This window comes from Microbacterium sp. NPDC077663 (genome assembly GCF_044542795.1).
Lineage (GTDB): Bacteria > Actinomycetota > Actinomycetes > Actinomycetales > Microbacteriaceae > Microbacterium.
In genome coordinates, this window is record NZ_JBITVE010000001.1 from 1,201,849 (window position 1) to 1,223,016 (window position 21,168).

The window sequence follows — 21,168 nt, forward strand, 5'->3', positions numbered from 1 at the left end:
AGCGCCGTTTCAGCCTAGCGGACCGGGACTTTCACCATCCCGGCGGCAGCTCCGCGCCCAGGGCGCCGAGCGGTGCGCGGGCCTTGATACCGACCTCTGCGACCTCGTCCGCGGCGACCGAACCCCAGGTGATCCCGCCGCCGGCCCCGACATACGCCCCCTGGGGGTGGACCACGATCGAGCGGATGACCATCGCGAGGTCGACGCCCCCGTCATCCCCGATCCACCCGAAGCAGCCGGCGAACACTCCCCGCGGCGCGGCTTCGAGGCGATGGAGGATCTGCATCGCCGACAGCTTGGGCGCTCCCGTCATACTGCCGGCGGGGAACGCGGCGTCCCACAGCTCACCGACGGTCGTCCCGGTGCGCAGCCGGCCCGCGACGGTGCTCACCAGCTGATGCACCGCGCGGTACGACTCCACCTCGAGCAGGCGCTCCGCTGCGACCGATCCCGGGTCGCACACCCGTTGCAGATCGTTGCGCATGAGATCGACGATCATGACGTTCTCCGCCTGCTCCTTCTCGCTCCCGCGCAGCTCGGCCGCAAGCGCGGCGTCGCGCTCCGGGTCCGTCGAGCGGGGCCGCGTCCCCTTGATGGGGCGGGTGCGGACGATGTCGTCCTCGACCGCGAGGAACTGCTCCGGCGATGCGCTCGCGAGGGCCCATCCACCGCTGCGGATGAAGCCTCCGTGATGCGCGGGCGTCGCGGCACGCAGCCGGAGGTAGGTCTGCACCGGGTCGACGGATGCCGACGTCTCGAATCGCGTCGTCAGGCACAGCTGATACGCACGACCCTCGCAGATCTCCTCGCGGCACTGCTCAATGAGCTCCGCGTACTCCGCCGGTGCATGACGCGCCGTCACCTGCACACGCGGCGCGGGCCCCGCGGGCGGCATCGGCCCCCTACCGGCGGCCTCGGCCTCGGCGACGAGCTCGACCAGCTGTGGTTCCGGCGCGAATGCGACGACGCGACGAGCCGAGTGATCGAACCCCAGCATCCGCTCGACGCGCAGCCAGAGATCCCCCGGACCCGCATCGGCCGAGGCCGGCGCACCCGCTCGGGCCGCAGCGTCGTCGTACCCTGCCCAGCCCACCCAGCCGCCTCGGAAGGGACCCTCGGAGCGGTCTCCCCCACCCTCGGCCACGACGTCCCGCGGAGAAGAGGAGCGGATGCCGCTGCCCACCCAGCTCCAGCCTTCCGACGCGTCGGGTCCGGCATCGAGCCAGAAGACGCCGTCCGCGGAGGCGAACAGCTCCAGGAAGACGATCGCGGGATCGACCCACCCCGCGAGGGCGCGGGAGGCCAGGTCGCTCGACATCCCTTCAGGGTAGACGGCGGATAATCTGAGGTCGTGAACGAGATCCTCGACTGGCTGCTCGGCACCGTCCAGGCTGTCGACCCGGTCGTGCGGACGATCGTCGCCGGCGTCGCGATGATGCTCGAGACGAGTGTGCTCGTGGGGCTCATCGTCCCCGGTGACTCGATCGTGATCGTCGCCGGCACCGCCGTGGACACGTTCGCCGAGGGCGCGTGGCTCGTCGCAGCGGTCCTCGTCGGTGCGCTCCTGGGTGAGAGCATCGGATTCGCCCTCGGGCGATGGCTGGGTCCCCGCATCCGCTTCTCGCGTGTCGGCCGACTCATCGGCGAACGCAACTGGGCACGCGCCGAGCTGTATCTGCGTCGCCGCGGAGGCCCGGCGATCTTCCTCTCCCGATTCCTTCCGGTCCTCCACTCCCTCGTGCCCCTGACGGTCGGGATGAGCGGGTTCGCGTACCGGCGCTTCCTCGCCTGGACCGTCCCCGCGTGCGCGGTGTGGTCGGTGGCGTACGTCTCGGTCGCCGCGGCCGCCGCCGAGGGGTACCGGGAACTCTCCGACAACCTGCATTACGCGGGATACCTGTTCGTCGCGGTGATCGCGGTCTTCCTCGTCCTGGTCTACATCGCCAAACGCGTCATCGGCGCGCGCGAGGCCCGCCACCTCGTCGATGAGGAGCCCAGCGGGGTCGACTCGGACAACGTGAAAGACTGAACCGATGGCTTCCCCCTCCTCGCCCCCGAAGAAGGCGCTCTGGCTCGCACGCTTGGAGTACCAGTTCCACGCGTGGCGCGAGAAGCGTGCCCGCGCGCGGGGACGCAGCGCCACGGTCGCCGCGTTCCCCGGGTACGGCAGCACCGAGTGGATCCGGGTGTTGGGGCGGGTCCTGATCCCGCCGAAGGCCAAGCGGCGCGAGCGCGGCGATTACGCGGGCGTGCGGGGATGGCGCAGCTTCGCGTCGGTCCCCGTGGCTCATGCGACCGTCACCGTCATCGTGAACGGCGTGCCGCACGAGGTCGTCGCGGACCGCGGTGGCGTCGTCGACGCGGTGCTCCCCGCCACCCTCGCCCCTGGCTGGCAGCACGTCCTGATGAACGTCGAGGACGCCGAGCCCGTCGAGGCGCGTGTGTTCGTGGTGGGCGACGACATCCGGTTCGGCATCATCTCGGACGTCGACGACACCGTCATGGTCACCGCGCTCCCCCGCCCGTTCGTCGCCGCATGGAACTCCTTCGTCCTCAACGAACACGCTCGTCAGCCGGTGCCCGGCATGGCGGTCCTCCTGGAGCGTCTCGCGCGCGAGAACCCCGGCGCGCCCGTCATGTACCTGTCGACGGGGGCCTGGAACGTCGCCCCGACCCTCGCCCGCTTCCAGCGGCGCCACCTCTTCCCGATGGGCGCGATGCTCCTCACCGACTGGGGGCCGACCCACGACCGGTGGTTCCGCAGCGGCAAGCTGCACAAGCAGGAGAGCCTTCGCCGGCTGGCGGAGGAGTTCCCGGACATCGACTGGCTCCTCATCGGAGACGACGGTCAGCACGACGACGAGATCTACACGCAGTTCACGATCCAGCACCCGGATCAGGTCGCGGCCGTCGCGATCCGCCGACTGACACCCGCTGAGGCCGTCCTCGCAGGTGGTCGCACCGCGGTCGACGACCACAGCGCCGCCGGGGTGCCCTGGGTGACCGGAGACGACGGGGCCGAACTGCTCGACCGCCTGACGGATGTCGACATCGTCCGCGATGTCCCACCCTCCTCCTAGGCTGTCAGCCATGTGTGGTCGCTTCGTCGTCGCGAACGTCGCCTCCGAACTCGTCGGCGTCCTGCGCGTCGACGTCGAGAGCGACGATCTGCCCGCGCCGTCCTACAACATCGCCCCGACCTCGCAGGTCGCCATCGTGCTGGACTCCGCGAAGACCGAACCACCGACCCGGCGTCTCGAGCCGGCGCGGTGGGGCCTCGTCCCGTCGTGGGCGAAGGACGTGAAAGTGGGAGCGCGGGCCTTCAACGCCCGTTCCGAGGAGATCGAGGACAAGCCGATGTTCCGGCAGGCCCTCATCAAGCGGCGCGCCGTCGTTCCCGCGACGGGCTACTACGAGTGGCAGACGACCGACGCGGGCAAGACGCCGTACTTCATCCGCCCCGCCGACGGCTCGCCGTTGCTGTTCGCCGGCGTGTACGAGTGGTGGAAGGACCCCGAGAAGGCAGACGACGACCCCAGCCGGTGGGTGCTGTCCTTCACGATCCTGACGCGCGCCGCGATCGATCCGCTGGGATCCATTCATGATCGGATGCCGCTGTTCCTCGACGCCGACTTCGCCGACGCCTGGCTGGACACCGAGGTCGACAACGTGGGCGATCTGCTCGACGCCGCGGTCGACGCCGCGCCGCAGGTCGTCGCAGGGCTGACCGACCACATCGTCTCGAGCGCCGTCGGCAATGTCCGCAACGACTCGCCCGAGCTCATCGAGCCCGTCTGAGCGACGCGTATGACGATCGTCACCGGGGTCGTGCTCGACCGGTCGGAATGGACCGAGCGGATGCAGGCCCACATCACTCGCGCCGACGCGCTCACCGCCGCGCGGCGACAGCGCGCTGCGCGCGGTGAGACGCACCCGGTCGACGATTTCCTCTACACCTACTACTCGTACAAGCCAGCTCTCCTGCGTCGGTGGCACCCGGGACGGAACGTCGCCCTCGACGACGCGACCGGCGCACCGCACGGCGCGTGGCGGTGGTACCGGTCCGAGGGGGGTGCGGTCAGCGCGGACTCCGACGCGTTCCTCGCAGAGAAGAGTCCGCTCGTGCGCGCCATCCGCGGCATCCTCGCGGGCGCCCTCGGCCGCTCCGGATCGTATGGCTGTTTCGGCATGCACGAATGGGCGATGGTGTACCGAGATCGCGAGACGCGGCATCCGGTTCCGCTCCGACTCGGCGTCGCCGGGACGGACGCCGTCGTCGACGCGCACGACGTGCGCTGCACGCACATCGATGCGTTCCGCTTCTTCACCCCCGACGCGGTCCCCCTCAACCGCTTCGCGCCGTCCCGCGACACCCAGGCGGCCATGGAGCAGCCGGGCTGCCTGCACGCCGGCATGGACCTCTACAAATGGGCGGTGAAGCTGGGGCCGCTGGTACCGGGCGAGCTGATGCTCGACGCCTTCGAGCTCGCTCGCGACATCCGCGAACTCGACATGCGCGCCTCCCCTTATGACCTCGAGGCATGGGGGTACCCACCGGTCCCCGTCGAGACTCCCGAGGGCAAGGCCGAGTACGTCGCCGCGCAGCGCGGCTTCACGGCACGGGCGCAGCCGATCCGCGCGTCGCTGCTCGCGCTGATCGGCTGACCCGCACCTCACCCGAGCTCGACGCGCGCCTCGGGGTTGTTCAGGACGACGATCGGCGTGATCGGGGAGTGGCCGGCGGCCACGATCTTCGCGCGGTCGAAACGCACGAGCCTGTCGCCGGTCGTCACGCGCTGCCCGGCGGAAACGAGGGTCTCGAACCCGTCGCCCTTCATCGCGACGGTGTCGATCCCGACGTGGATCAGCAGTTCCGTCCCGTCGTCGAGGCGGAGGCCGATCGCGTGGCCGGTCGGGAACACACTCTCGACGGTGGCGTCTTCCGGTGCGGCGATGACGTCGCCGCTCGGATCGATCGCCACCCCCGGTCCCATCGTGCCGCTCGCGAACATCTCGTCGGGGACCTCCGCCAGCGCCAGCACACGACCGGCGACAGGTTGACGCAGTCGCACGACGTCCGGCGCCTGCGTCGCCTGCGCGGCGATCGTGCCCGTTGACGACGCCGGCGCCGCGGATGCGGAGCGACCCGCGATGACATCCTCCATGGCGTCCTTCACGAACTGCACGTTGAGTCCGTAGACGACTTGTACGGAACGGCCGCCCGGCTTGATCGTGCCGGCCGCTCCCGCGCGCTTGAGGGCGGCCTCGTCGACCCGCGCGACGTCGGCGATCTCCATCCGCAGACGCGTCGCGCAGTTGTCGAGCTCCACGATGTTCTCGCGTCCGCCGAGGGCGTCGACGAAGCGTTCCGCGGTCGCATGGAAGTCGCCGCGGGGTGCGGCATCCGTCTCCTCGTCGTCGAGGACGTCGTCGTCCTCGCGCCCGGGAGTCTTGAGGTCGAACCGGCGGATGACCCACCGGAAGACGAGGAAGTAGATCACGAACCAGATCGGCCCCATGATCAGGATGATCCACGGGTTCTCGGCCAGCGGGTTCGCCCATCCCAGGACCAGGTCGATGAAGCCGCCCGAGAATCCGAAGCCCATGCGCACCGGCAGGATCGCCGACACGAACAGCGAGATGCCCATGAAGACGGCGTGGATGAGGTAGAGCCACGGGGCGAGGAACATGAACGAGAACTCGAGCGGCTCGGTGACGCCGACGAAGAACGACGAGATCGCCCCGGAGAGCAGGATGCCGGCGGCCACCTTGCGCCTGGTGGTCTTGGCGGTCACGTACATCGCGAGGGCAGCGCCGGGGAGGCCGAACATCATGACGGGGAAGAAGCCCGTCATGTACTGCCCGGTGACGCCGTAGACGCCGTCACCGGCAGATCCCTGCAGGAAGTTGTTGAGGTCGTTGATGCCCGCCACGTCGAACCAGAACACGGAGTTGAGCGCGTGGTGCAGTCCCAGCGGGATGAGCAGCCGGTTGAAGAATCCGTAGATTCCCGCGCCGACGGGACCCAGGGTGACGATCCACTCCCCGAAGCCGACGAGGCCGCCGTAGACGAACGGCCAGACGAACATGAGCGCGATCGCAAGGATCAGCGAGAGCCCGGCGGTGACGATCGCGACGGAGCGCTTGCCTGAGAAGAACGACAGCGCATCCGGCAGCGTGGTGTCCTTGAAGCGGTTGTAGCACCAGGCGCCGATCAGTCCGCAGATGATGCCGACGAAGACGTTCTCCACCTTCGTGAATGCGGGATCGACGTCGTCGACGGCGGCACCGGTGAGTGCCCCGATCGTCGTCGGGCTCAGCATGGTCGTCACGGTGAGCCACGAAACGAGGCCCGCAAGAGCCGACGTCCCGTCGGACTTCTTCGCCATCCCGATAGACACACCGACGGCGAACAGGAGCGCGAGGTTGTCGAGGAGAGCACCGCCGGCAGCGCTCAGGAACGCGGATCCGACGTTGTCCGCGCCGCCGTTGGCGTTCTTGATCCAGTAGCCGATGCCGGACAGGATCGCGGCCACTGGCAGCACCGCCACCGGCAGCATCAGCGATCGGCCGAGCCTCTGGAAGAATTTCATCGTTTCTCCGCTCCCGGCTCCGGGGGGGTGGAGCCGAGCACGAGGCTACTCAGGGTCAGCGCCTGACGGCAGAGGGCACGCGGTCGACGTCGAGGCCGCCGTCAACCCCTCGACGTTCGTCGGAGCGCTCGCGAGACTTGCAGGGTCGAAAGGATCATCGTGAGCGCTGACACCACGTCCCACTCCCCCGAGCTCGACCGCTTCGTCGGCGGAGAGCAGGAGGGCCTTCCTCCGGCGCCGGAGGGCGCGCCCGACCCGGCGGACGCCGTCGCCCCCGACGAGCGCTTCCAGGCACCGGACGACGGTGATCTCGCCGTCGACACGGGCGCGACCGAAGAGGATCCGGACTCAACCGACGAGATCTGACCGCGCAGGCTCGGGTGTGGTGGGTGCGCGCCACACCAGGACGGCGACGACGACCGCGAGGATCACGGCGGTCAATGCGATCGGCACGGGGATGATCGGGTCGATCAGGACGAGCGCCGCTCCGACCGGAACGACGGCGTTCACGACGCGATCCGCGTACGGCCGGATCGCCAGCAGCCAGATCACCCCCACGAACACGGCGATCGGCACCGTGTAGGTGAAGGATGCCCGCGGTGCGGTCAGTGCACTGTGCCCGGTGAGCACGTCGATCTCCACCTCGATGCCGGCGGAGAACGCTCCGGCCGCGGCGAAGACGAAGAAGTGTCCGTACCCGTAGACGAGGTTGTTTCGCAGCCGCCCGATGGCGTGGTGGTGCGGCGGCCAGAAGTAGATCCACCAGAGCGCTGCGGTGACCACGAGTGCCAGGACGGCGACACTGATCAACGGCGCGGGCGCTTCGTCGTCGTGCAGGGCTTCGAGGATGGCGTTGGCCGAGGCGAGCAGGCTTTCACCGAGCAGGATGAGGGTGAACAGTCCGTACCGCTCGGTGATGTGGTGCGGATGCCACGGTGTGTTCCCTCGGGTCTCCGCGATCACCGGGATGGCGAGCTCCGCCAGGATCAGGCCGAGGATCGCGACTCGGAAGACACCATCGGGTAGCGCGAGGGCGGCGACCCAGAGGACCTGCACGACGGTGATCCCGCTGGCGTAGACGAGCGTCGCCCGTCGCGCGGGGCCGGCGCGCCGGGATGCGCGCAACCACTGCACCACCATCGCCAGGCGCATGACGACGTACCCTGCGGTGACGATCCGGAAGTCGCCGTCGACGAAGGCCGGCTCGACACCCGCCGCAAGGACGAGGACACCACCCATCTGCAGGATCGTCAGCACACGGTAGAGCCAGTCGTCCGTGTCGAAGGACGTGGCGAACCACGTGAAGTTCATCCACGCCCACCAGATGCTGAAGAAGACGGCCGCGTAGCTGAGGATTCCGTCGAGCACATGGTGCGCGGTGAGCGCGTGGTGGAGCTGGACGGCCGAGATGCTCACGGCGACGACGAACACGAGGTCGAAGAACAGCTCGAGAGAGGATGCTGCGCGCCCCAGCTCGCGCGGATCCCGCGGCCGCATGGGGACGAGCCGCATCGTCGACGCCACCGGACCTCTCATCCCGCCCTCATCCTCACGTGGACCATGCTGCCACGCACGCAGCGCCGAGCGACGCGGTCACTCCAACGAACGCCGCGCCCGGATCGTCTCGACCGATCTCCTCGCCGCACGCGCACGCTGGTAGCGGCCCAACGGGTTCGACGCATCGTCGAACGCGATGAAACCGCCCGCGACGCGGAGGACGAATCCGACCGTGCGCCCCTCGATGGCGCATGCGTACATGTCGGGTTCCGCTGTGGTCCAGACGATCCCGTCCGGCGGACGCCGAGCCTGCTGTGCCATACCGTTCCCCGATCTCGCGACATGTGCAAGGAGCGCCAGGGTCCGGGGCGACGTGGGCCGAGTGTATCCGCGGCCGCGACGGCGTCGCAAGATCGCACCGCATCAAGGGCGGCCCCTAGACTGGGGCCAGCGTCCCTGGCCTAGGCCGCTTCAGAACGAGCCAGGCCATGGAGGATGTCGTGAGGAATTCCGGTGCCGCCGAGGTCGATCCGATCTGCGCGGTCTTCATGACCATGCTGCCCGTACACCACGTCGGCGTCTCGACGCTCGGTCCCCCCTTCGACGTCGAGACCGTGTGCGCCAGTGACCTCATCGCGTCGGCCCTCGAGGAGATCCAGTTGGACTCCGGCGTCGGTCCCGGGTGGACGGCGCATGCCACCGGCGCTCCCGTGCTCATCCACGATGTGCGGGAGTCGACCACGCTCGACCACACGGGCTTCCACGCTGCGGCGGCTGATCGTGGCGTCCGCTCCATCTACGCGTTCCCGATGGCGGTGGGCATGATCGAGGTGGGAGCGGTGGACCTCTACGTCGACGATCCCGATGCACTGAAAAACCGCGATGTGGCTCTGGCATCCGCCATGGCCGAAGCGGCCGCCCTGCGGATCTTCGATCGCGTCCTGGCCGGCGAGGACATCGCGCGCGGAACCGGTGGCTCGTCCCGACGCATCGTGCACCAGGCGACCGGGATGGTGTGCGCGCAACTGCGGGTCAGTCCGGATGACGCACCCATCGTCATCCGTGCCCACGCGTTCGCGTCGGGGCGATCCGTGCTGTCGATCGCCGAGTCGATCATCAGTCGCGAGATCGACTTCACCGTGTGATCATGGGCTGGTTCGGAGGAGATTGCAGACATGGGTAGCGACACGCGCGAGATGCAACTCATCGAGACGTTCGTGGAGATCGCCGACACGATGGTCGGCGGATACGACGTGGTCGATCTGCTCTACCGGTTGGTGTCGCGGTGCTCGGACATCTTCGATGCCGCCGACGCCGGCATCCTCCTGCGCACCGAAGGTCACCCGCTCGAGGTCGTCGCCTCCACGACCGAGCGGAGTCAGCTCATCAGCCTCCTCCAGCTCACGGCGGACGAGGGACCGTGCGTCGACGCGTATCGGACGGGTGAGCCCGTCACCGTCAGCGACATCGACGGCATTCGCACGCGCTGGCCGGACTTCGCGGCGAGGGCCGGCGCCCTCGGCTACCGCTGGATGTACGCCGTGCCGCTGCGTCTGCGTGACGAGGTGATCGGATCGCTCAACCTCTTCGGCGACGGAACCGAGAGCCTCAGCCCTGAGGATGCTCGTGCCGTGCGTGGGCTCGCCGACATCGCGACCATCGGGATCCTGCACGAGCAGGCGTTCCGCGAAGCGGACGTGGCACGCCGTCAACTGCAACAGGCCCTCGACAGTCGCGTCGTCATCGAACAGGCCAAGGGCGTCCTCGCGCACGCTCATCAGATCGACATGGACGAGGCCTTCCAGCGACTCCGCGACCGGGCCCGCAGCAGCCGGCGTCGGCTCGCGGATCTCGCCCGTGACGTCGTCGAGAACGCGGCCGACCGGACCCGCGAGCTCGGAGACCTCTGACGCCTCGGCGGCGCCGTCGTTCTCGCACGCGTCGCTCGCTGGACCGACCCCGCACCCACGAAAAGGCGTGGCCAACAGGTCGCGCCGAGGGCGGAGCCGGATACACAAAAACCCCGGCGAACCGGCGTGTTTGGTGGACCTGAGGGGACTCGAACCCCTGACCCCCTGCATGCCATGCAGGTGCGCTACCAGCTGCGCCACAGGCCCTTGGTCGCCGCTCGCGGCAACTCATTCAGCTTACTACACGCCGAGGAGTGCTCCGAACACGGGCGACGTTCGTCACTCGCTCGGGGTGGGCTCCGCGATGGTCACAGGGATGATCGGGCAGTCCTTCCACAGACGCTCGAGACCGTAGAAGACACGCTCCTCCTCGTGGAAGACGTGCACGACGAGGTCGCCGAAGTCCAGGAGCACCCACCGCGATTCGTCGCGGCCCTCGCGCCGCAGCCGCTTCTGCCCCGCCTCGAGCATCTTGTCCTCGACCTCGTCCGCGATGGCGGCGACGTTGCGCTCGCTGTTTCCGGTCACGAGGAGGAAGGCGTCGATCAGCGGGAGCGGACCGGAGACGTCGAAGGCGACGAGATCCGTCCCACCCTTGCTGTCGGCGGCGGCCGCGGCCACCTGGACGAGTTCGTGCGTGTGCTCTGCAGCAACCATCAGAAGTTTCCGTTCACAAGGGTGAGGACGAGGGCCGTCGCGAGAGCCAGCCCGAGGGCACCGGCCAAGATCGCGAGGGTCATGACGAGGCGGCTGCCCTTCTCGGGCGCCGGGGGGCGGATGATCTCATCCGCGCTCTTAATGGTACTGATCGCGGACGAGGCGGCGATCGGGGTCGGCGAGGATGCCGGCGGAAGCTCCCCGTCGATGAGGGCGGCGTCCGCGTCCTTGCCGTCCGATACACCCGGTGCCGCGCCGGTCGAGCCGAACGTGTCGGGCAGCTGATAGCTGCCCGTGATGATCAACTCACCCGTACCCAGCATCGGAACCGACAGCGAGCCGGTGTCCGGCGTTTGCGAGAGGATGAGGGCGTTCGGCGCCGAGGCCGACCCGCTGCCCCCGCGGGTCAGCAGATGATCGAACGACGGCGGCAGGTCGACGTGGGCCGCGCCGTCCTCGAGCAGCTGCGCACCGAGATCGGGGGCGACGACGCGAGCCGGCTCGTCCTCCTCCTCGTGCGCCTCGGGCTCCTCGGGCTCGGGCTCTCCCTGCGCCTCGGGTTCTTCGGATTCCTCGTGCGCCTCGGGCCCCTCGTGCTCCATCGTGGCCGAGTCAGCGGCGACGGCTGAGTCCTCGGCCTCCGCCTCCGCGGGCGACTCGTCCTCGACGATGACGGCGCCGTCCTCGACCGCTGCGGGCTCCTCCTCGGCGGCGGGGTCGACGTCCGCTGTGCCGACGGCGTCCGGCGTGTCCCCCTGCTCGTCGTCGACCTCGTCGGCGTCGATCGGCTCGTCAGCCGCGACGGCAGCCTCCGCCTCCTCGGACTCCGGCGTCGGGATGCCGTCCGTGTCGACGGCGACGACATCCACTGTGCCGGTGCGGAGCTTCTCCAGCAGCCGAGCCTGACGGCGCGTGACCGGTTGCGCGTCCGGATCCAGGTCGGAAAGATCGTCGAGCGCGACCGGCGTACGCTCGGGCGCGACCTCGGCCTCGTGCGCGGCGGCCGCCTCGGCTGCCTCTTCGGCGGCGGCATCGGACATCTCGGCATCCGCCTGCGCCTGCTCCGGCGTGATGATCGGCGTCGATGCCGTGTTGCGCAACTCGCGCAGCTGGCGCCGGGTGAGCGGCGGAGTGCTCGGCTGGTCAGGTGTGCTCATGCCTTGCTCCGATACAGGTGATGCTTCGCAATGTATTGGACGACGCCATCCGGGACGAGGTACCAGACGGGGTGCCCACGGCTCACGCGAGCGCGGCAGTCGGTGGAAGAGATCGACAGGGCGGGGATCTCCAGTTTGCTGACGTCCTCGGCCGGAAGCCCATCGACGCTCAACGTGTGCCCCGGGCGCGAGACCGCGACGAAGTGCGCGAGTTCCCACAGCTCCGAGACGTCGCGCCATCCGAGGATCTGCGCGATGGCGTCGGCGCCGGTGATGAAGAACAGGTCCGCGTCAGGACGCTGGGCCTTGAGTTCGCGCAGGGTGTCGATCGTGTACGTCGCCCCCGTCCGATCGACATCGACGCGGCTGACGGTGAACATCGGATTGGATGCCGTCGCGATGACGGTCATGAGGTAGCGGTGCTCCGCGGACGAGACACCCGACTTCTGCCACGGCTGACCGGTCGGGACGAAGATGACCTCATCGAGATCGAACGACTGTGCGACCTCGCTCGCCGCCACGAGGTGGCCGTGATGGATCGGGTCGAACGTGCCGCCCATCACACCGATACGCGGTGCGCGCGTGGTTGCCATGGACACGGCCTCAGTGGTGGCCGTGGCCCGCCTGCTGCACGGGGTTCTTCGCGGCGTACGCCTCGGCCTTGTGCGCGTGGCGGTTGGCCACGTTGCGGTACGACACCGACACGAGAGCGAGCAGCATGAACAGCACGAAGGCCACCACGCCGTACACGAAGGTCGTGGCCATGACGTTGCCGCCGTGGTGCTCGGCCTCCGCCGCAGCGGAAACGATGGTCGTCACGAGGTTCATTCGGGCTCCGTTCGAGGGGTCGCGTGCAGCAACAGTTTAGGCGGTCAGGACCGGATCTGCCCGGCGCCCCGCGCCAGCCACTTCGTGGTCGTCAGTTCCGGCAGGCCCATCGGTCCGCGGGCATGAAGCTTCTGCGTCGAGATCCCGACCTCAGCGCCGAAGCCGAACTCGCCGCCGTCGGTGAACCGCGTCGACGCGTTGACCATGACGACCGCCGCATCCACCTCGGCGAGGAACCGCTCCGCGGCGGCATCGTCCGTCGTGATGATCGACTCGGTGTGCTGCGTCGAGTACCGGCGGATGTGCGCGAGCGCCTCGTCGAGGTCCTCGACCACGCGCACCGAGATGTCGAGGCTCATGTGCTCGGTCGCCCAGTCGTCGTCGGTCGCCGGGACCACACCGGCGACGAGGGAGGCCGTCGCCTCGTCGCCGTGGACCGTGACACCCTGCGCCTGCAATGCGGTCACGACGGGCGGCACGAGGCGCTCCGCGGCGCCCCGGTGCACGAGCAGCGTCTCGACCGCGTTGCAGACGCTCGGCCGCTGCACCTTCGCGTTGACGGCGATGTCGGTGGCCCAGTCGAGCGGCGCCGACTCGTCCAACACGATGTGCACCACACCGGCACCCGTCTCGATGACCGGCACCGACGACTCCGTGACGACGGTCTCGATCAGCTGCGCGCTGCCGCGCGGGACGAGGACGTCGACGAGGCCGCGAGCCCGCATGAGCGCGCGGGCGCCGTCCCGACCGAAATCGTCGACGGTCTGGATGGCCTCGGGGTCGACGCCGGCCTCGGCGAGGGCTCCCCGCATGACGGAGATCAGCGCCGCATTCGATGACTGCGCGGCACTTCCGCCCCGCAGGACGACCGCGTTGCCCGAGCGCAGGGCGAGGGACGCGATGTCGACGGTCACGTTGGGGCGGGCTTCGTAGATGGACCCGATCACTCCGAACGGCACCGAGACCTTCTGCAGGTGCAGGCCGTTCGGCAGGACACGCTCGTCGAGCACGCGGCCGACGGGGTCGGGGAGGTCGGCCACGTCGCGCACGGCGGCGGCGAGAGCGCGCACCCGCTGGTCGTCGAGAGTCAACCGGTCGAGGAGCCCCGTCGAGAGCCCGTCGGAGCGTCCGCGCGCAAGGTCGTCGGCGTTGGCCGCGACGATCGGCGAGATGTTCGCCTCGATCGCGTCGGCGATCGCGCGCAGGAGCTCTGCCTTCGCGGCATCCGTCAACAGACCCAGGGATCGGGACGCGGTCCGCGCCGCGTGCATGCGCTCCTGGGGTGTGGTCGCGGTGATCGTCATCCGCCAAGTCTAGAGCGGGCGGATGCGGTGGCTCCCCGCGTGTCAGGCGTCGGGGACCCGCACCGAACCCGTGATGGAGGGCGCGGCGGGATGCGGATTCGGAGCGAACCACGTGCCGACCTCGTCGCCGCGGAGCGCGGCGTGCACCAGGTCGGCGCTCGTCACGAGCACGGCGATGCCGGCGGCCGAGGCGAGGCGGGCCGCGGACACCTTCGTCGCCGCTCCCCCGGTTCCGACGCTGTTCACCACGACGGAACCGAACTGGTACCCGGCGAGGTCGTCGCCGTACTCGACGTGCGTGATCGGGACGGCGCCCGGCTCGTCCGGCGGCCGCGTGTACAGCGTCTCGATGTCGCTCAGCAGGACGAGGGCGTCGGCACCGATGAGCTGCGCGACGAGCGCTGCGAGACGGTCGTTGTCGCCGAAGCGGATCTCGTGGGTCGCGACGGTGTCGTTCTCGTTGACGATCGGAAGGATGCGGAGCCCGAGCAGCCTCTCCATCGCGCGCCGCGCGTTCGACCGGTGCGTCGGGTTCTCGAGGTCGCCGGCCGTCAGCAGCACCTGTCCCGCAACGATCTCGAACGGGCGCAGGGCCTCCTGGTACCGGTAGATCAGGACGTTCTGTCCGACGGCGGCGGCGGCCTGCTGGGTGGCCAGGTCACTGGGACGGGCATCAAGCAGCAGGAACGGCATGCCGGTCGCGATGGCGCCGGATGAGACGAGCACCACTTCGGTGCCGCGCGCGTGCGCCTCGGCGAGAGCGTCGACGATCGGACCGATCTTGCCGGCGTTCTCGCCGCTGATCGACGACGATCCGACTTTCACGACGACACGTCGAGCGCCGGCGATCCCGCCGCGGTCCTGCAGGGTCACGACGCGTCCTCGTCCTCCCCGCGCGCCGCGAGGCGCTCGGACTCGAGCTCGGCGCGGGCCTCGGCCTTCGCGTCCATCCGCTCGTGGTACCGGTCACGGCGCTGCGACGTGGTGCGTCGCGGGTTGAGGTCCAGACGCGGGTCCGTGCCGCGCGGCGCGGTCATCAGCTCGGCAGCGGAGCTGAGCGAGGGGTGCCAGTCGAAGACGATGCCGTCGCCGGGGCCGATGACGACGGTGGACCCCGCCTGCGCTCCGGCGCGGAACAGCTCGTCCTCGACGCCCAGCTTCTCGAGTCGGTCCGCCAGGAAGCCGACGGCCTCCTCGTTCTGGAAGTCGGTCTGCTGGACCCAGCGAACGGGCTTGTCGCCGAGGATCCGGTAGACGTTCCCGTACGTGCCGCCCTCGACGCGGATCTCGAAGTCCTTCTTGGACCCCTGCGGTCGGATGACGACACGCTCGGGGGCGGGCGCCGCAGCGAGCGCCGCCCGGTGCTCCTCGACGATCTCGCCCAGCGCGAAGGTCAGCTGACGCAGACCGTCACGGCTGACCGTGGAGATGTCGAAGACGCGGAAGCCACGCTCCTCGAGCTCGGGGCGGACGAGATCGGCGAGATCTTTGGCCTCGGGGACGTCGAGCTTGTTGAGCGCGACGAGCTGCGGACGCTCCAGGAGCGGGACCTGGCCCTCGGGCACCGGGTACGCCGCCAACTCGGCGAGGATGACATCGAGGTCGCTGAGGGGGTCGCGGCCGGGATCGAGGGTCGCACAGTCCAGGACGTGGACGAGGGCCGTGCAGCGCTCGACGTGGCGCAGGAACTCGAGTCCGAGACCCTTGCCCTCGCTCGCGCCCTCGATGAGGCCGGGGACGTCCGCGACGGTGTAGCGCGCGTCACCGGCCTGCACGACGCCGAGGTTCGGGTGCAGCGTCGTGAAGGGGTACTCGGCGATCTTGGGCCGTGCCGCGGAGATCGCCGCGATCAGGCTCGACTTGCCGGCGGACGGGAAGCCGACGAGCGCGACGTCGGCGACGGTCTTCAGCTCGAGATGGACATCCCCCTCCCACCCCGGCGTGCCGAGGAGGGCGAAGCCGGGAGCCTTCCGCTTCGGGTTCGCGAGAGCCGCGTTGCCGAGACCGCCCTGCCCGCCCGGTGCCACCACGAAGCGGATGCCGGGGGTCGCCATGTCGATGAGCGTCTCGCCGTCATCGTCCTTGACGACCGTGCCCACCGGCACGGACAGTTCGAGGTCCTCGCCGGCGGCGCCCGAACGGTGGTCGCCCATGCCGAACCCGCCGTTGCCCGCGGATCGGTGCGGCGAGTGGTGGTACGACAGGAGCGTCGTCACCTGCGCGTCGGAGACGAGGACGATGTCCCCGCCGTGGCCGCCGTTGCCACCGTCGGGGCCGGCGAGCGGCTTGAACTTCTCGCGACGCACGGAGACACAGCCGTTGCCGCCCTTGCCCGCGCGCAGATGCAGCGTCACGCGGTCGACGAACGTCACCATGCGATGTCTCCTATCAGGGGAAAAGATGAGGGGCGGGCCGTAGCCCGCCCCTCATGAAGGATTGCGTCCGATTACTCGGGGACCGACACGATGTTGACGACCTTGCGGCCGCCCTTCGTGCCGAACTCGACCGCGCCCGCGGCCAGCGCGAACAGCGTGTCGTCGCCACCGCGGCCGACACCGGCGCCCGGGTGGAAGTGGGTGCCGCGCTGACGGACGATGATCTCGCCGGCGAGGACCTGCTGGCCGCCGAAACGCTTCACGCCGAGGCGCTGTGCGTTGGAGTCACGACCGTTACGGGTGGAGCTTGCGCCCTTTTTGTGTGCCATCTCTCGTGTCCTCTCGGCTTCTTACTTGATGCCGGTGATCTTGACGCGCGTGAGGTCCTGGCGGTGGCCCTGGCGCTTCTTGTAGCCGGTCTTGTTCTTGAACTTCTGGATGACGATCTTCGGGCCGCGCTCCTCGCCGAGGACCTCGGCGGTGACCTTGACCTTCGCGAGCTTGTCGGCGTCGGTCGTCACGGCGTCGCCGTCGACGAACAGGACAGCGGGGAGCTCGATCTTGTCGCCGACCTTCGCCGCCTGACGGTCGAGGACGACGATGGTGCCGACCTGGACCTTCTCCTGACGGCCACCGGCGCGCACAACTGCGTAAACCACTTCACACCTTGTTTCTTCTGTGGAGCGCTCGGCTCCGATTGTCTGATGAGACTGGAAGTCGTGGTGCGGAAGCCAGGCTCTGCGTCGCAACTGCCTGCGACACGTGACGCACCAAGGGACCAGAATACCCGATCGCCGCAGTGAGGGCAAAAGTGCCGCCCCGGCGCGCCGCGCCCGATCCCCGGTGGGCACGCGGACCTATGATCGGCGGATGGTCATCCTCGTCGACTCCGCGATGTGGCCGGCGCACGGGAGGCTGTGGGCCCACATGGTCTCGGACAGCGATCTCGACGAGCTCCACGCCTTCGCGGCGACCCACGGCATCCCGCCCCGCGCCTTCGATCGCGACCACTACGACGTCCCCGACGACGCGATCGACCGCCTCGTGGCGGGCGGTGCGGAGCGCGTGAGTGCGCATGAGCTCGTGCGTCGGCTCATCGCCTCGGGACTGCGCGTCACCGCCCGCGAGCGCCGCGGGCGGTGACACGGACGGTCAGTCCTCGGTGGAGGTCTGGACGGGCGTGCCGGTCAGCGCCGCGGTCGTGACGCGACGACGCGCGCGCCCCTGACCGGGCGCCTTCGGCTCGGGAAGCGCCTCGAGCACGGAGTCCAGCAGACGGTCGGCGTCGGTCTTCGGGGCCTCGGCCTTCTTGCGACGCGGGCGCTTGGCGCGCTCGGGCCGCTCGGCGGTGACGGTCTCCTCCACGACGACGGGAGCGGGCTCCTCGTGCGGCTGGATGGTGGATGCCGCGATCTGCGCGAGCGCGGACTTCACCCCCTCCGTGATCACGTGGGTGCCGCCGGGTGCCGGCGCAGTGCCGCCGCCGTTCTGGGGCTGCGACGATCCGCCGTTCTGGCGCGGGCGACGGCCGTTGCCGTTGCCGTTGCCGTTTCCGTTTCCGGAAGACGCGCGGTGCTTGACGACCGGGTCGTGGTGGACGATGACGCCGCGACCGGCGCACACCTCGCACGGCTCACTGAAGGTCTCGAGCAGACCGAGACCGATCTTCTTGCGCGTCATCTGCACGAGACCGAGCGAGGTGACCTCGGCGACCTGGTGCTTCGTGCGGTCGCGGCTCAGGCACTCGACGAGCCGGCGCAGGACGAGGTCGCGGTTGGACTCGAGCACCATGTCGATGAAGTCGACGACGATGATGCCGCCGATATCGCGCAGCCGCAGCTGACGGACGATCTCCTCCGCGGCCTCGAGGTTGTTCTTGGTGACCGTCTCCTCGAGATTGCCGCCCGTGCCGACGAACTTGCCCGTGTTGACGTCGACCACCGTCATCGCCTCGGTGCGGTCGATGACGAGCGATCCTCCCGAGGGCAGCCACACCTTGCGGTCGAGCGCCTTCTCGATCTGCTCGGTCACCCGGAAGACGTCGAACGGGTCCTGCTCGCCCTCGTACTTCTCGATGCGCTCGAGCAGATCGGGCGCGACGCCGGTCAGGTACGAGGTGATGGTCTGGTACGCCTCGTCGCCCTGGATGAGCATCTTGCGGAAGTCCTCGTTGAAGACGTCACGCACGATCTTGACGAGCAGGTCGGGCTCGGAGTGCAGGAGCGCGGGCGCCTGACCCGTCTGCGCCTGCGTGCTGATGTGCTCCCATTGCGAGGTGAGCCGCTGCACGTCGCGGGTGAGCTGATCCTCCGTGGCACCCTCCGCCGCGGTCCGCACGATGACGCCGGATGACTCCGGGAGCACCTCTTTGAGGATCTTCTTGAGCCGGGCGCGCTCGGTGTCGGGGAGCTTGCGCGAGATCCCGTTCATCGCCCCGCCGGGGACGTAGACGAGGTAGCGGCCGGGGAGGGAGATCTGGCTCGTGAGGCGCGCACCCTTGTGACCGACGGGGTCCTTGGTGACCTGCACCAGGACACGATCGCCGGACTTCAGGGCGAGCTCGATGCGTCGCGGCTGGTTGCCGGTCTCGACGGCATCCCAGTCCACCTCACCCGAGTACAGCACGGCGTTGCGACCGCGGCCGATGTCGACGAACGCGGCCTCCATGCTGGGGAGGACGTTCTGCACGCGGCCGAGGTAGACGTTGCCGATGAGCGACGCGTCCTGGTTGCGGGCGACGTAGTGCTCGACGAGGACGTTGTCCTCGAGCACGCCGATCTGGATGCGGCCGCCGCGCGAGCGGACGATCATGTCGCGGTCGACCGACTCGCGGCGCGCGAGGAACTCGGCCTCGGTCACGACGGCGCGGCGACGACCCGCCTCGCGACCGTCGCGGCGACGCTGCTTCTTGGCCTCCAGACGCGTGGATCCCTTGATCCGCTGCGGCTCGGTGATCACCTCGACGACGCGGCGACGCGGCGCGGGCTCGTCGTTCTGGTCCGCGGTGGCGCCACCGCCTCCGCGCCGACGGTTGCGGCGACGCGATCCGCCGGATGCCTCGCCCCCGGCATCGTCGCGGTCGTCACGGTCATCGCGCGGCAGGGGCGGAAGCGGCGCGACGTCGGGGGCGTAGAAGTGCAGCGCCGTCGAGACGGTCGAGACGAACTGCTCCGGCAGCAGCCCGAGGCTCACAGCCGTCGGAACCGCCGGAGCGGCAGGCTCCTCCGGCTCTGCTGCGGTCGGCTCGGCCGCAGGAGTCGACGCCTCGGCATCGGCGGAAGCCGCTTCGGCGATGGGCGTCGCCTCGGCGTCAGCGGGAGCCTCAGCCTCTGCTGCCGCGTCCTGCGTCTGTTCGGGGGCGGAATCGCTCTCGACCGGAGCGGCCTGCTCGGTCTGCGTCTCGGCGACGCCCGGCGTCAGATCACCCTCGGTCGCGTCGGATGCTGTCGTGTCGTTCGTTTCATCTGCCATCTCTGGCTTACTCCCAGCCGACGGCTCCGCGTGCCGTCTGGCGAAAATCGGGCGGCTCCGCTCCGGTTCCGGAGGTGTGCCGCGAACTCATCTGGTCTGCAGCCGATCCCCGCACACTCGGCGGGGTGATGCTGCGCGGGCGCTGATCGCCCGAAGTCTTCTGGTGACGTCCTGGCGGCGCGGCCGCGGGGACGTCGACCCCCATTATCCCACTTCCCGGCCAGAAGCCGTGACCGACCCGTCGGATATGCACGGCCGGCGCCCCAGGGAGGTGATCGGACGCGGTGCGATAATCGCCGGCATGGCCACGCCGACCCGCACGTCCCGCCCCACCGTCTTCGCCCTGTGGCTGATCTTCGCCGGGGTCGTGGGGTGGTTCGCCGCCTTCGAGCTCACCACGGAACGCTTCAAGCTCCTCGCGAACCCCGGAACAGCCGCATCCTGCGACATCAGCCTCCTGGTGCAGTGCGGGAAGAACCTCGAGTCGGCTCAAGGCTCGGTGTTCGGGTTCCCCAATCCGATCCTGGGTCTCACCGGGTGGGTGGCACCGATCGTCGTCGGCGCGGCGCTGCTGGCGGGCGCCCGCTTCGCCCGCTGGTTCTGGCTGCTGTTCGGCGTCGGTGTGACGGCGGCATTCGCCTTCGTCCTCTGGCTGATCTCGCAGAGCATCTTCGTGCTCGCCACGCTGTGTCCGTGGTGCATGGTCACATGGTCGGTGACGATCCCGACGTTCTTCGCCGTGATGGTGCACCTCGTGCGCGTGGGCGCCCTCCCGGCATCCGCTGCGGCACGTCGACGGGCCGAGTCGCTCATGGCGTGGACGCCGCTCATGGCGATCGTCGCCTTCGCGATCATCGGAGTGGTCGCGCAGGTGCAGTTGGACTGGATCTCGGAGTTCACCCGCTGAGACGACGATGCGCCCGCCCCGGATCGGGACGGGCGCACGTGAGCGCCGGGCTCAGTCGAACCAGATCGCGAGCTCGCGGTTCGCGGACTCGATGCTGTCGCTGCCGTGCACCAGGTTCTGCTGGACGGCCAGGCCCCAGTCGCGGCCGAAGTCGCCCCGGATGGTCCCCGGCGCGGCAGTGGTCGGGTCGGTGGTGCCGGCGAGGGAACGGAATCCCTCGATGACGCGGTTGCCCGCGAGGCGGATCGCAACCGACGGGCCCGACATCATGAACTCCAGCAGCGGCTCGTAGAACGGCTTGCCGGCGTGCTCGGCGTAGTGCTGCTCGAGACGTTCGCGGTCGGGCTCCACGAGGCGGATGTCGACGAGCGCATACCCCTTGGCCTCGATGCGGGCCAGGATCGCCCCGGTGAGGCCGCGGGCGACCCCGTCGGGCTTCACGAGGACGAGCGTCTGTTCGGTGGCCATG

At 69.4% G+C, this 21,168-nt stretch carries 24 protein-coding genes and 1 tRNA gene; 9 read left to right on the top strand and 16 right to left on the bottom strand.

The features are described 5' to 3' along the window. Positions 1–31: 31 nt before the first annotated feature. The gene (locus ACIGEP_RS05870) at positions 32–1,318 is read right to left on the bottom strand and encodes an anthranilate synthase component I family protein (RefSeq protein ID WP_396660668.1); all 1,287 of its coding nucleotides are present in this window, start codon (positions 1,316–1,318) and stop codon (positions 32–34) included. Between the two features lie 33 nt (positions 1,319–1,351). Here ACIGEP_RS05870 and ACIGEP_RS05875 point away from each other — a divergent pair, with 33 nt between their 5' ends. Genes ACIGEP_RS05875 through ACIGEP_RS05890 form a run of 4 tightly spaced genes read left to right on the top strand, consistent with a single transcriptional unit; the run spans position 1,352 to position 4,665 of the window. Further along, on the top strand, positions 1,352–2,029 hold the full coding sequence (locus ACIGEP_RS05875; RefSeq protein WP_396660669.1) for a DedA family protein: 678 nt from the start codon (positions 1,352–1,354) through the stop codon (positions 2,027–2,029). 4 nt (positions 2,030–2,033) lie between these two features. Then, positions 2,034–3,080 carry an App1 family protein gene (locus ACIGEP_RS05880; RefSeq protein ID WP_396660670.1) on the top strand — a complete coding sequence of 349 codons (1,047 nt, stop codon included), beginning with the start codon at positions 2,034–2,036 and terminating at the stop codon, positions 3,078–3,080. A gap of 10 nt (positions 3,081–3,090) precedes the next feature. Next, positions 3,091–3,798, top strand: a complete 708-nt coding sequence (locus tag ACIGEP_RS05885; protein ID WP_396660671.1) for an SOS response-associated peptidase — start codon at positions 3,091–3,093, stop codon at positions 3,796–3,798. A gap of 9 nt (positions 3,799–3,807) precedes the next feature. Continuing rightward, positions 3,808–4,665, top strand: a complete 858-nt coding sequence (locus ACIGEP_RS05890) for a 3-methyladenine DNA glycosylase (protein ID WP_396660672.1) — start codon at positions 3,808–3,810, stop codon at positions 4,663–4,665. Between the two features lie 8 nt (positions 4,666–4,673). Here ACIGEP_RS05890 and nagE read toward each other — a convergent pair whose 3' ends face one another. Beyond that, positions 4,674–6,593 (bottom strand): N-acetylglucosamine-specific PTS transporter subunit IIBC, encoded by a 1,920-nt coding sequence (nagE, locus tag ACIGEP_RS05895; RefSeq protein WP_396660673.1) that lies wholly within the window; start codon positions 6,591–6,593, stop codon positions 4,674–4,676. A gap of 159 nt (positions 6,594–6,752) precedes the next feature. Here nagE and ACIGEP_RS05900 point away from each other — a divergent pair, with 159 nt between their 5' ends. Next, positions 6,753–6,959, top strand: a complete 207-nt coding sequence (locus ACIGEP_RS05900; RefSeq protein WP_396660674.1) for a hypothetical protein — start codon at positions 6,753–6,755, stop codon at positions 6,957–6,959. On the opposite strand, the gene ACIGEP_RS05905 is transcribed toward ACIGEP_RS05900, so the two are convergent. Together ACIGEP_RS05905 and ACIGEP_RS05910 are read right to left on the bottom strand one after the other, a co-directional pair. Continuing rightward, positions 6,942–8,129 carry a low temperature requirement protein A gene (locus ACIGEP_RS05905; protein ID WP_396660675.1) on the bottom strand — a complete coding sequence of 396 codons (1,188 nt, stop codon included), beginning with the start codon at positions 8,127–8,129 and terminating at the stop codon, positions 6,942–6,944. The genes ACIGEP_RS05900 and ACIGEP_RS05905 overlap by 18 nt on opposite strands. Positions 8,130–8,186: 57 nt before the next feature. After that, a complete protein-coding gene (locus ACIGEP_RS05910; protein WP_396660676.1) occupies positions 8,187–8,411 on the bottom strand; it encodes a hypothetical protein in 225 nt (74 codons plus the stop codon). Positions 8,412–8,590: 179 nt separating this feature from the next. On the opposite strand from ACIGEP_RS05910, the gene ACIGEP_RS05915 reads away from it, so the two are divergent. Together ACIGEP_RS05915 and ACIGEP_RS05920 are read left to right on the top strand one after the other, a co-directional pair. Continuing rightward, positions 8,591–9,235, top strand: a complete 645-nt coding sequence (locus ACIGEP_RS05915; RefSeq protein WP_396660677.1) for an ANTAR domain-containing protein — start codon at positions 8,591–8,593, stop codon at positions 9,233–9,235. A 30-nt stretch (positions 9,236–9,265) separates the two neighbouring features. After that, positions 9,266–10,000, top strand: coding sequence for an ANTAR domain-containing protein (locus ACIGEP_RS05920; RefSeq protein WP_396660678.1), 735 nt, complete (start codon positions 9,266–9,268; stop codon positions 9,998–10,000). 131 nt (positions 10,001–10,131) lie between these two features. Here the strand turns inward: ACIGEP_RS05920 and ACIGEP_RS05925 are convergent. From ACIGEP_RS05925 to rplU, 10 genes are all read right to left on the bottom strand, one after another. Continuing rightward, positions 10,132–10,207, bottom strand: a tRNA-Ala gene (locus tag ACIGEP_RS05925). 72 nt (positions 10,208–10,279) lie between these two features. Then, positions 10,280–10,657 (bottom strand): ribosome silencing factor, encoded by a 378-nt coding sequence (gene rsfS / locus ACIGEP_RS05930; protein ID WP_064002207.1) that lies wholly within the window; start codon positions 10,655–10,657, stop codon positions 10,280–10,282. Further along, the gene (locus ACIGEP_RS05935; protein WP_396660679.1) at positions 10,657–11,814 is read right to left on the bottom strand and encodes a hypothetical protein; all 1,158 of its coding nucleotides are present in this window, start codon (positions 11,812–11,814) and stop codon (positions 10,657–10,659) included. The genes rsfS and ACIGEP_RS05935 overlap by 1 nt, the downstream gene beginning before the upstream one ends. Further along, positions 11,811–12,407 (bottom strand): nicotinate-nucleotide adenylyltransferase, encoded by a 597-nt coding sequence (gene nadD / locus ACIGEP_RS05940; RefSeq protein ID WP_396660680.1) that lies wholly within the window; start codon positions 12,405–12,407, stop codon positions 11,811–11,813. The genes ACIGEP_RS05935 and nadD overlap by 4 nt, the downstream gene beginning before the upstream one ends. 10 nt (positions 12,408–12,417) lie before the next feature. After that, the gene (locus ACIGEP_RS05945) at positions 12,418–12,642 is read right to left on the bottom strand and encodes a hypothetical protein (RefSeq protein WP_251580615.1); all 225 of its coding nucleotides are present in this window, start codon (positions 12,640–12,642) and stop codon (positions 12,418–12,420) included. A 44-nt stretch (positions 12,643–12,686) separates the two neighbouring features. Next, positions 12,687–13,946, bottom strand: coding sequence for a glutamate-5-semialdehyde dehydrogenase (locus tag ACIGEP_RS05950; protein WP_396660681.1), 1,260 nt, complete (start codon positions 13,944–13,946; stop codon positions 12,687–12,689). A 42-nt stretch (positions 13,947–13,988) separates the two neighbouring features. Further along, positions 13,989–14,819, bottom strand: a complete 831-nt coding sequence (gene proB, locus ACIGEP_RS05955) for a glutamate 5-kinase (protein WP_396660682.1) — start codon at positions 14,817–14,819, stop codon at positions 13,989–13,991. Further along, positions 14,816–16,321 (bottom strand): GTPase ObgE, encoded by a 1,506-nt coding sequence (gene obgE, locus ACIGEP_RS05960; RefSeq protein ID WP_396660683.1) that lies wholly within the window; start codon positions 16,319–16,321, stop codon positions 14,816–14,818. Before obgE ends, proB begins: the two co-directional genes overlap by 4 nt. A 71-nt stretch (positions 16,322–16,392) precedes the next feature. Beyond that, positions 16,393–16,650, bottom strand: coding sequence for a 50S ribosomal protein L27 (gene rpmA / locus ACIGEP_RS05965; protein WP_251580611.1), 258 nt, complete (start codon positions 16,648–16,650; stop codon positions 16,393–16,395). Between the two features lie 21 nt (positions 16,651–16,671). After that, positions 16,672–16,980, bottom strand: coding sequence for a 50S ribosomal protein L21 (rplU, locus tag ACIGEP_RS05970; protein WP_064002215.1), 309 nt, complete (start codon positions 16,978–16,980; stop codon positions 16,672–16,674). A 211-nt stretch (positions 16,981–17,191) separates the two neighbouring features. Here rplU and ACIGEP_RS05975 point away from each other — a divergent pair, with 211 nt between their 5' ends. Then, complete coding sequence (locus ACIGEP_RS05975) at positions 17,192–17,464, top strand: DUF4031 domain-containing protein (RefSeq protein WP_396660684.1); 273 nt, start codon at positions 17,192–17,194, stop codon at positions 17,462–17,464. Between the two features lie 9 nt (positions 17,465–17,473). Here ACIGEP_RS05975 and ACIGEP_RS05980 read toward each other — a convergent pair whose 3' ends face one another. Continuing rightward, entirely contained in the window at positions 17,474–19,792 is a 2,319-nt protein-coding gene (locus ACIGEP_RS05980) for an Rne/Rng family ribonuclease (protein ID WP_396660685.1), read from the bottom strand. A gap of 301 nt (positions 19,793–20,093) precedes the next feature. Between ACIGEP_RS05980 and ACIGEP_RS05985 the strand changes: the two genes are divergently transcribed. Beyond that, the gene (locus ACIGEP_RS05985; RefSeq protein WP_396660686.1) at positions 20,094–20,699 is read left to right on the top strand and encodes a vitamin K epoxide reductase family protein; all 606 of its coding nucleotides are present in this window, start codon (positions 20,094–20,096) and stop codon (positions 20,697–20,699) included. 51 nt (positions 20,700–20,750) lie between these two features. Here ACIGEP_RS05985 and ndk read toward each other — a convergent pair whose 3' ends face one another. After that, entirely contained in the window at positions 20,751–21,167 is a 417-nt protein-coding gene (ndk, locus tag ACIGEP_RS05990) for a nucleoside-diphosphate kinase (protein WP_396660687.1), read from the bottom strand. Between the last annotated feature and the right edge of the window lies 1 nt (position 21,168).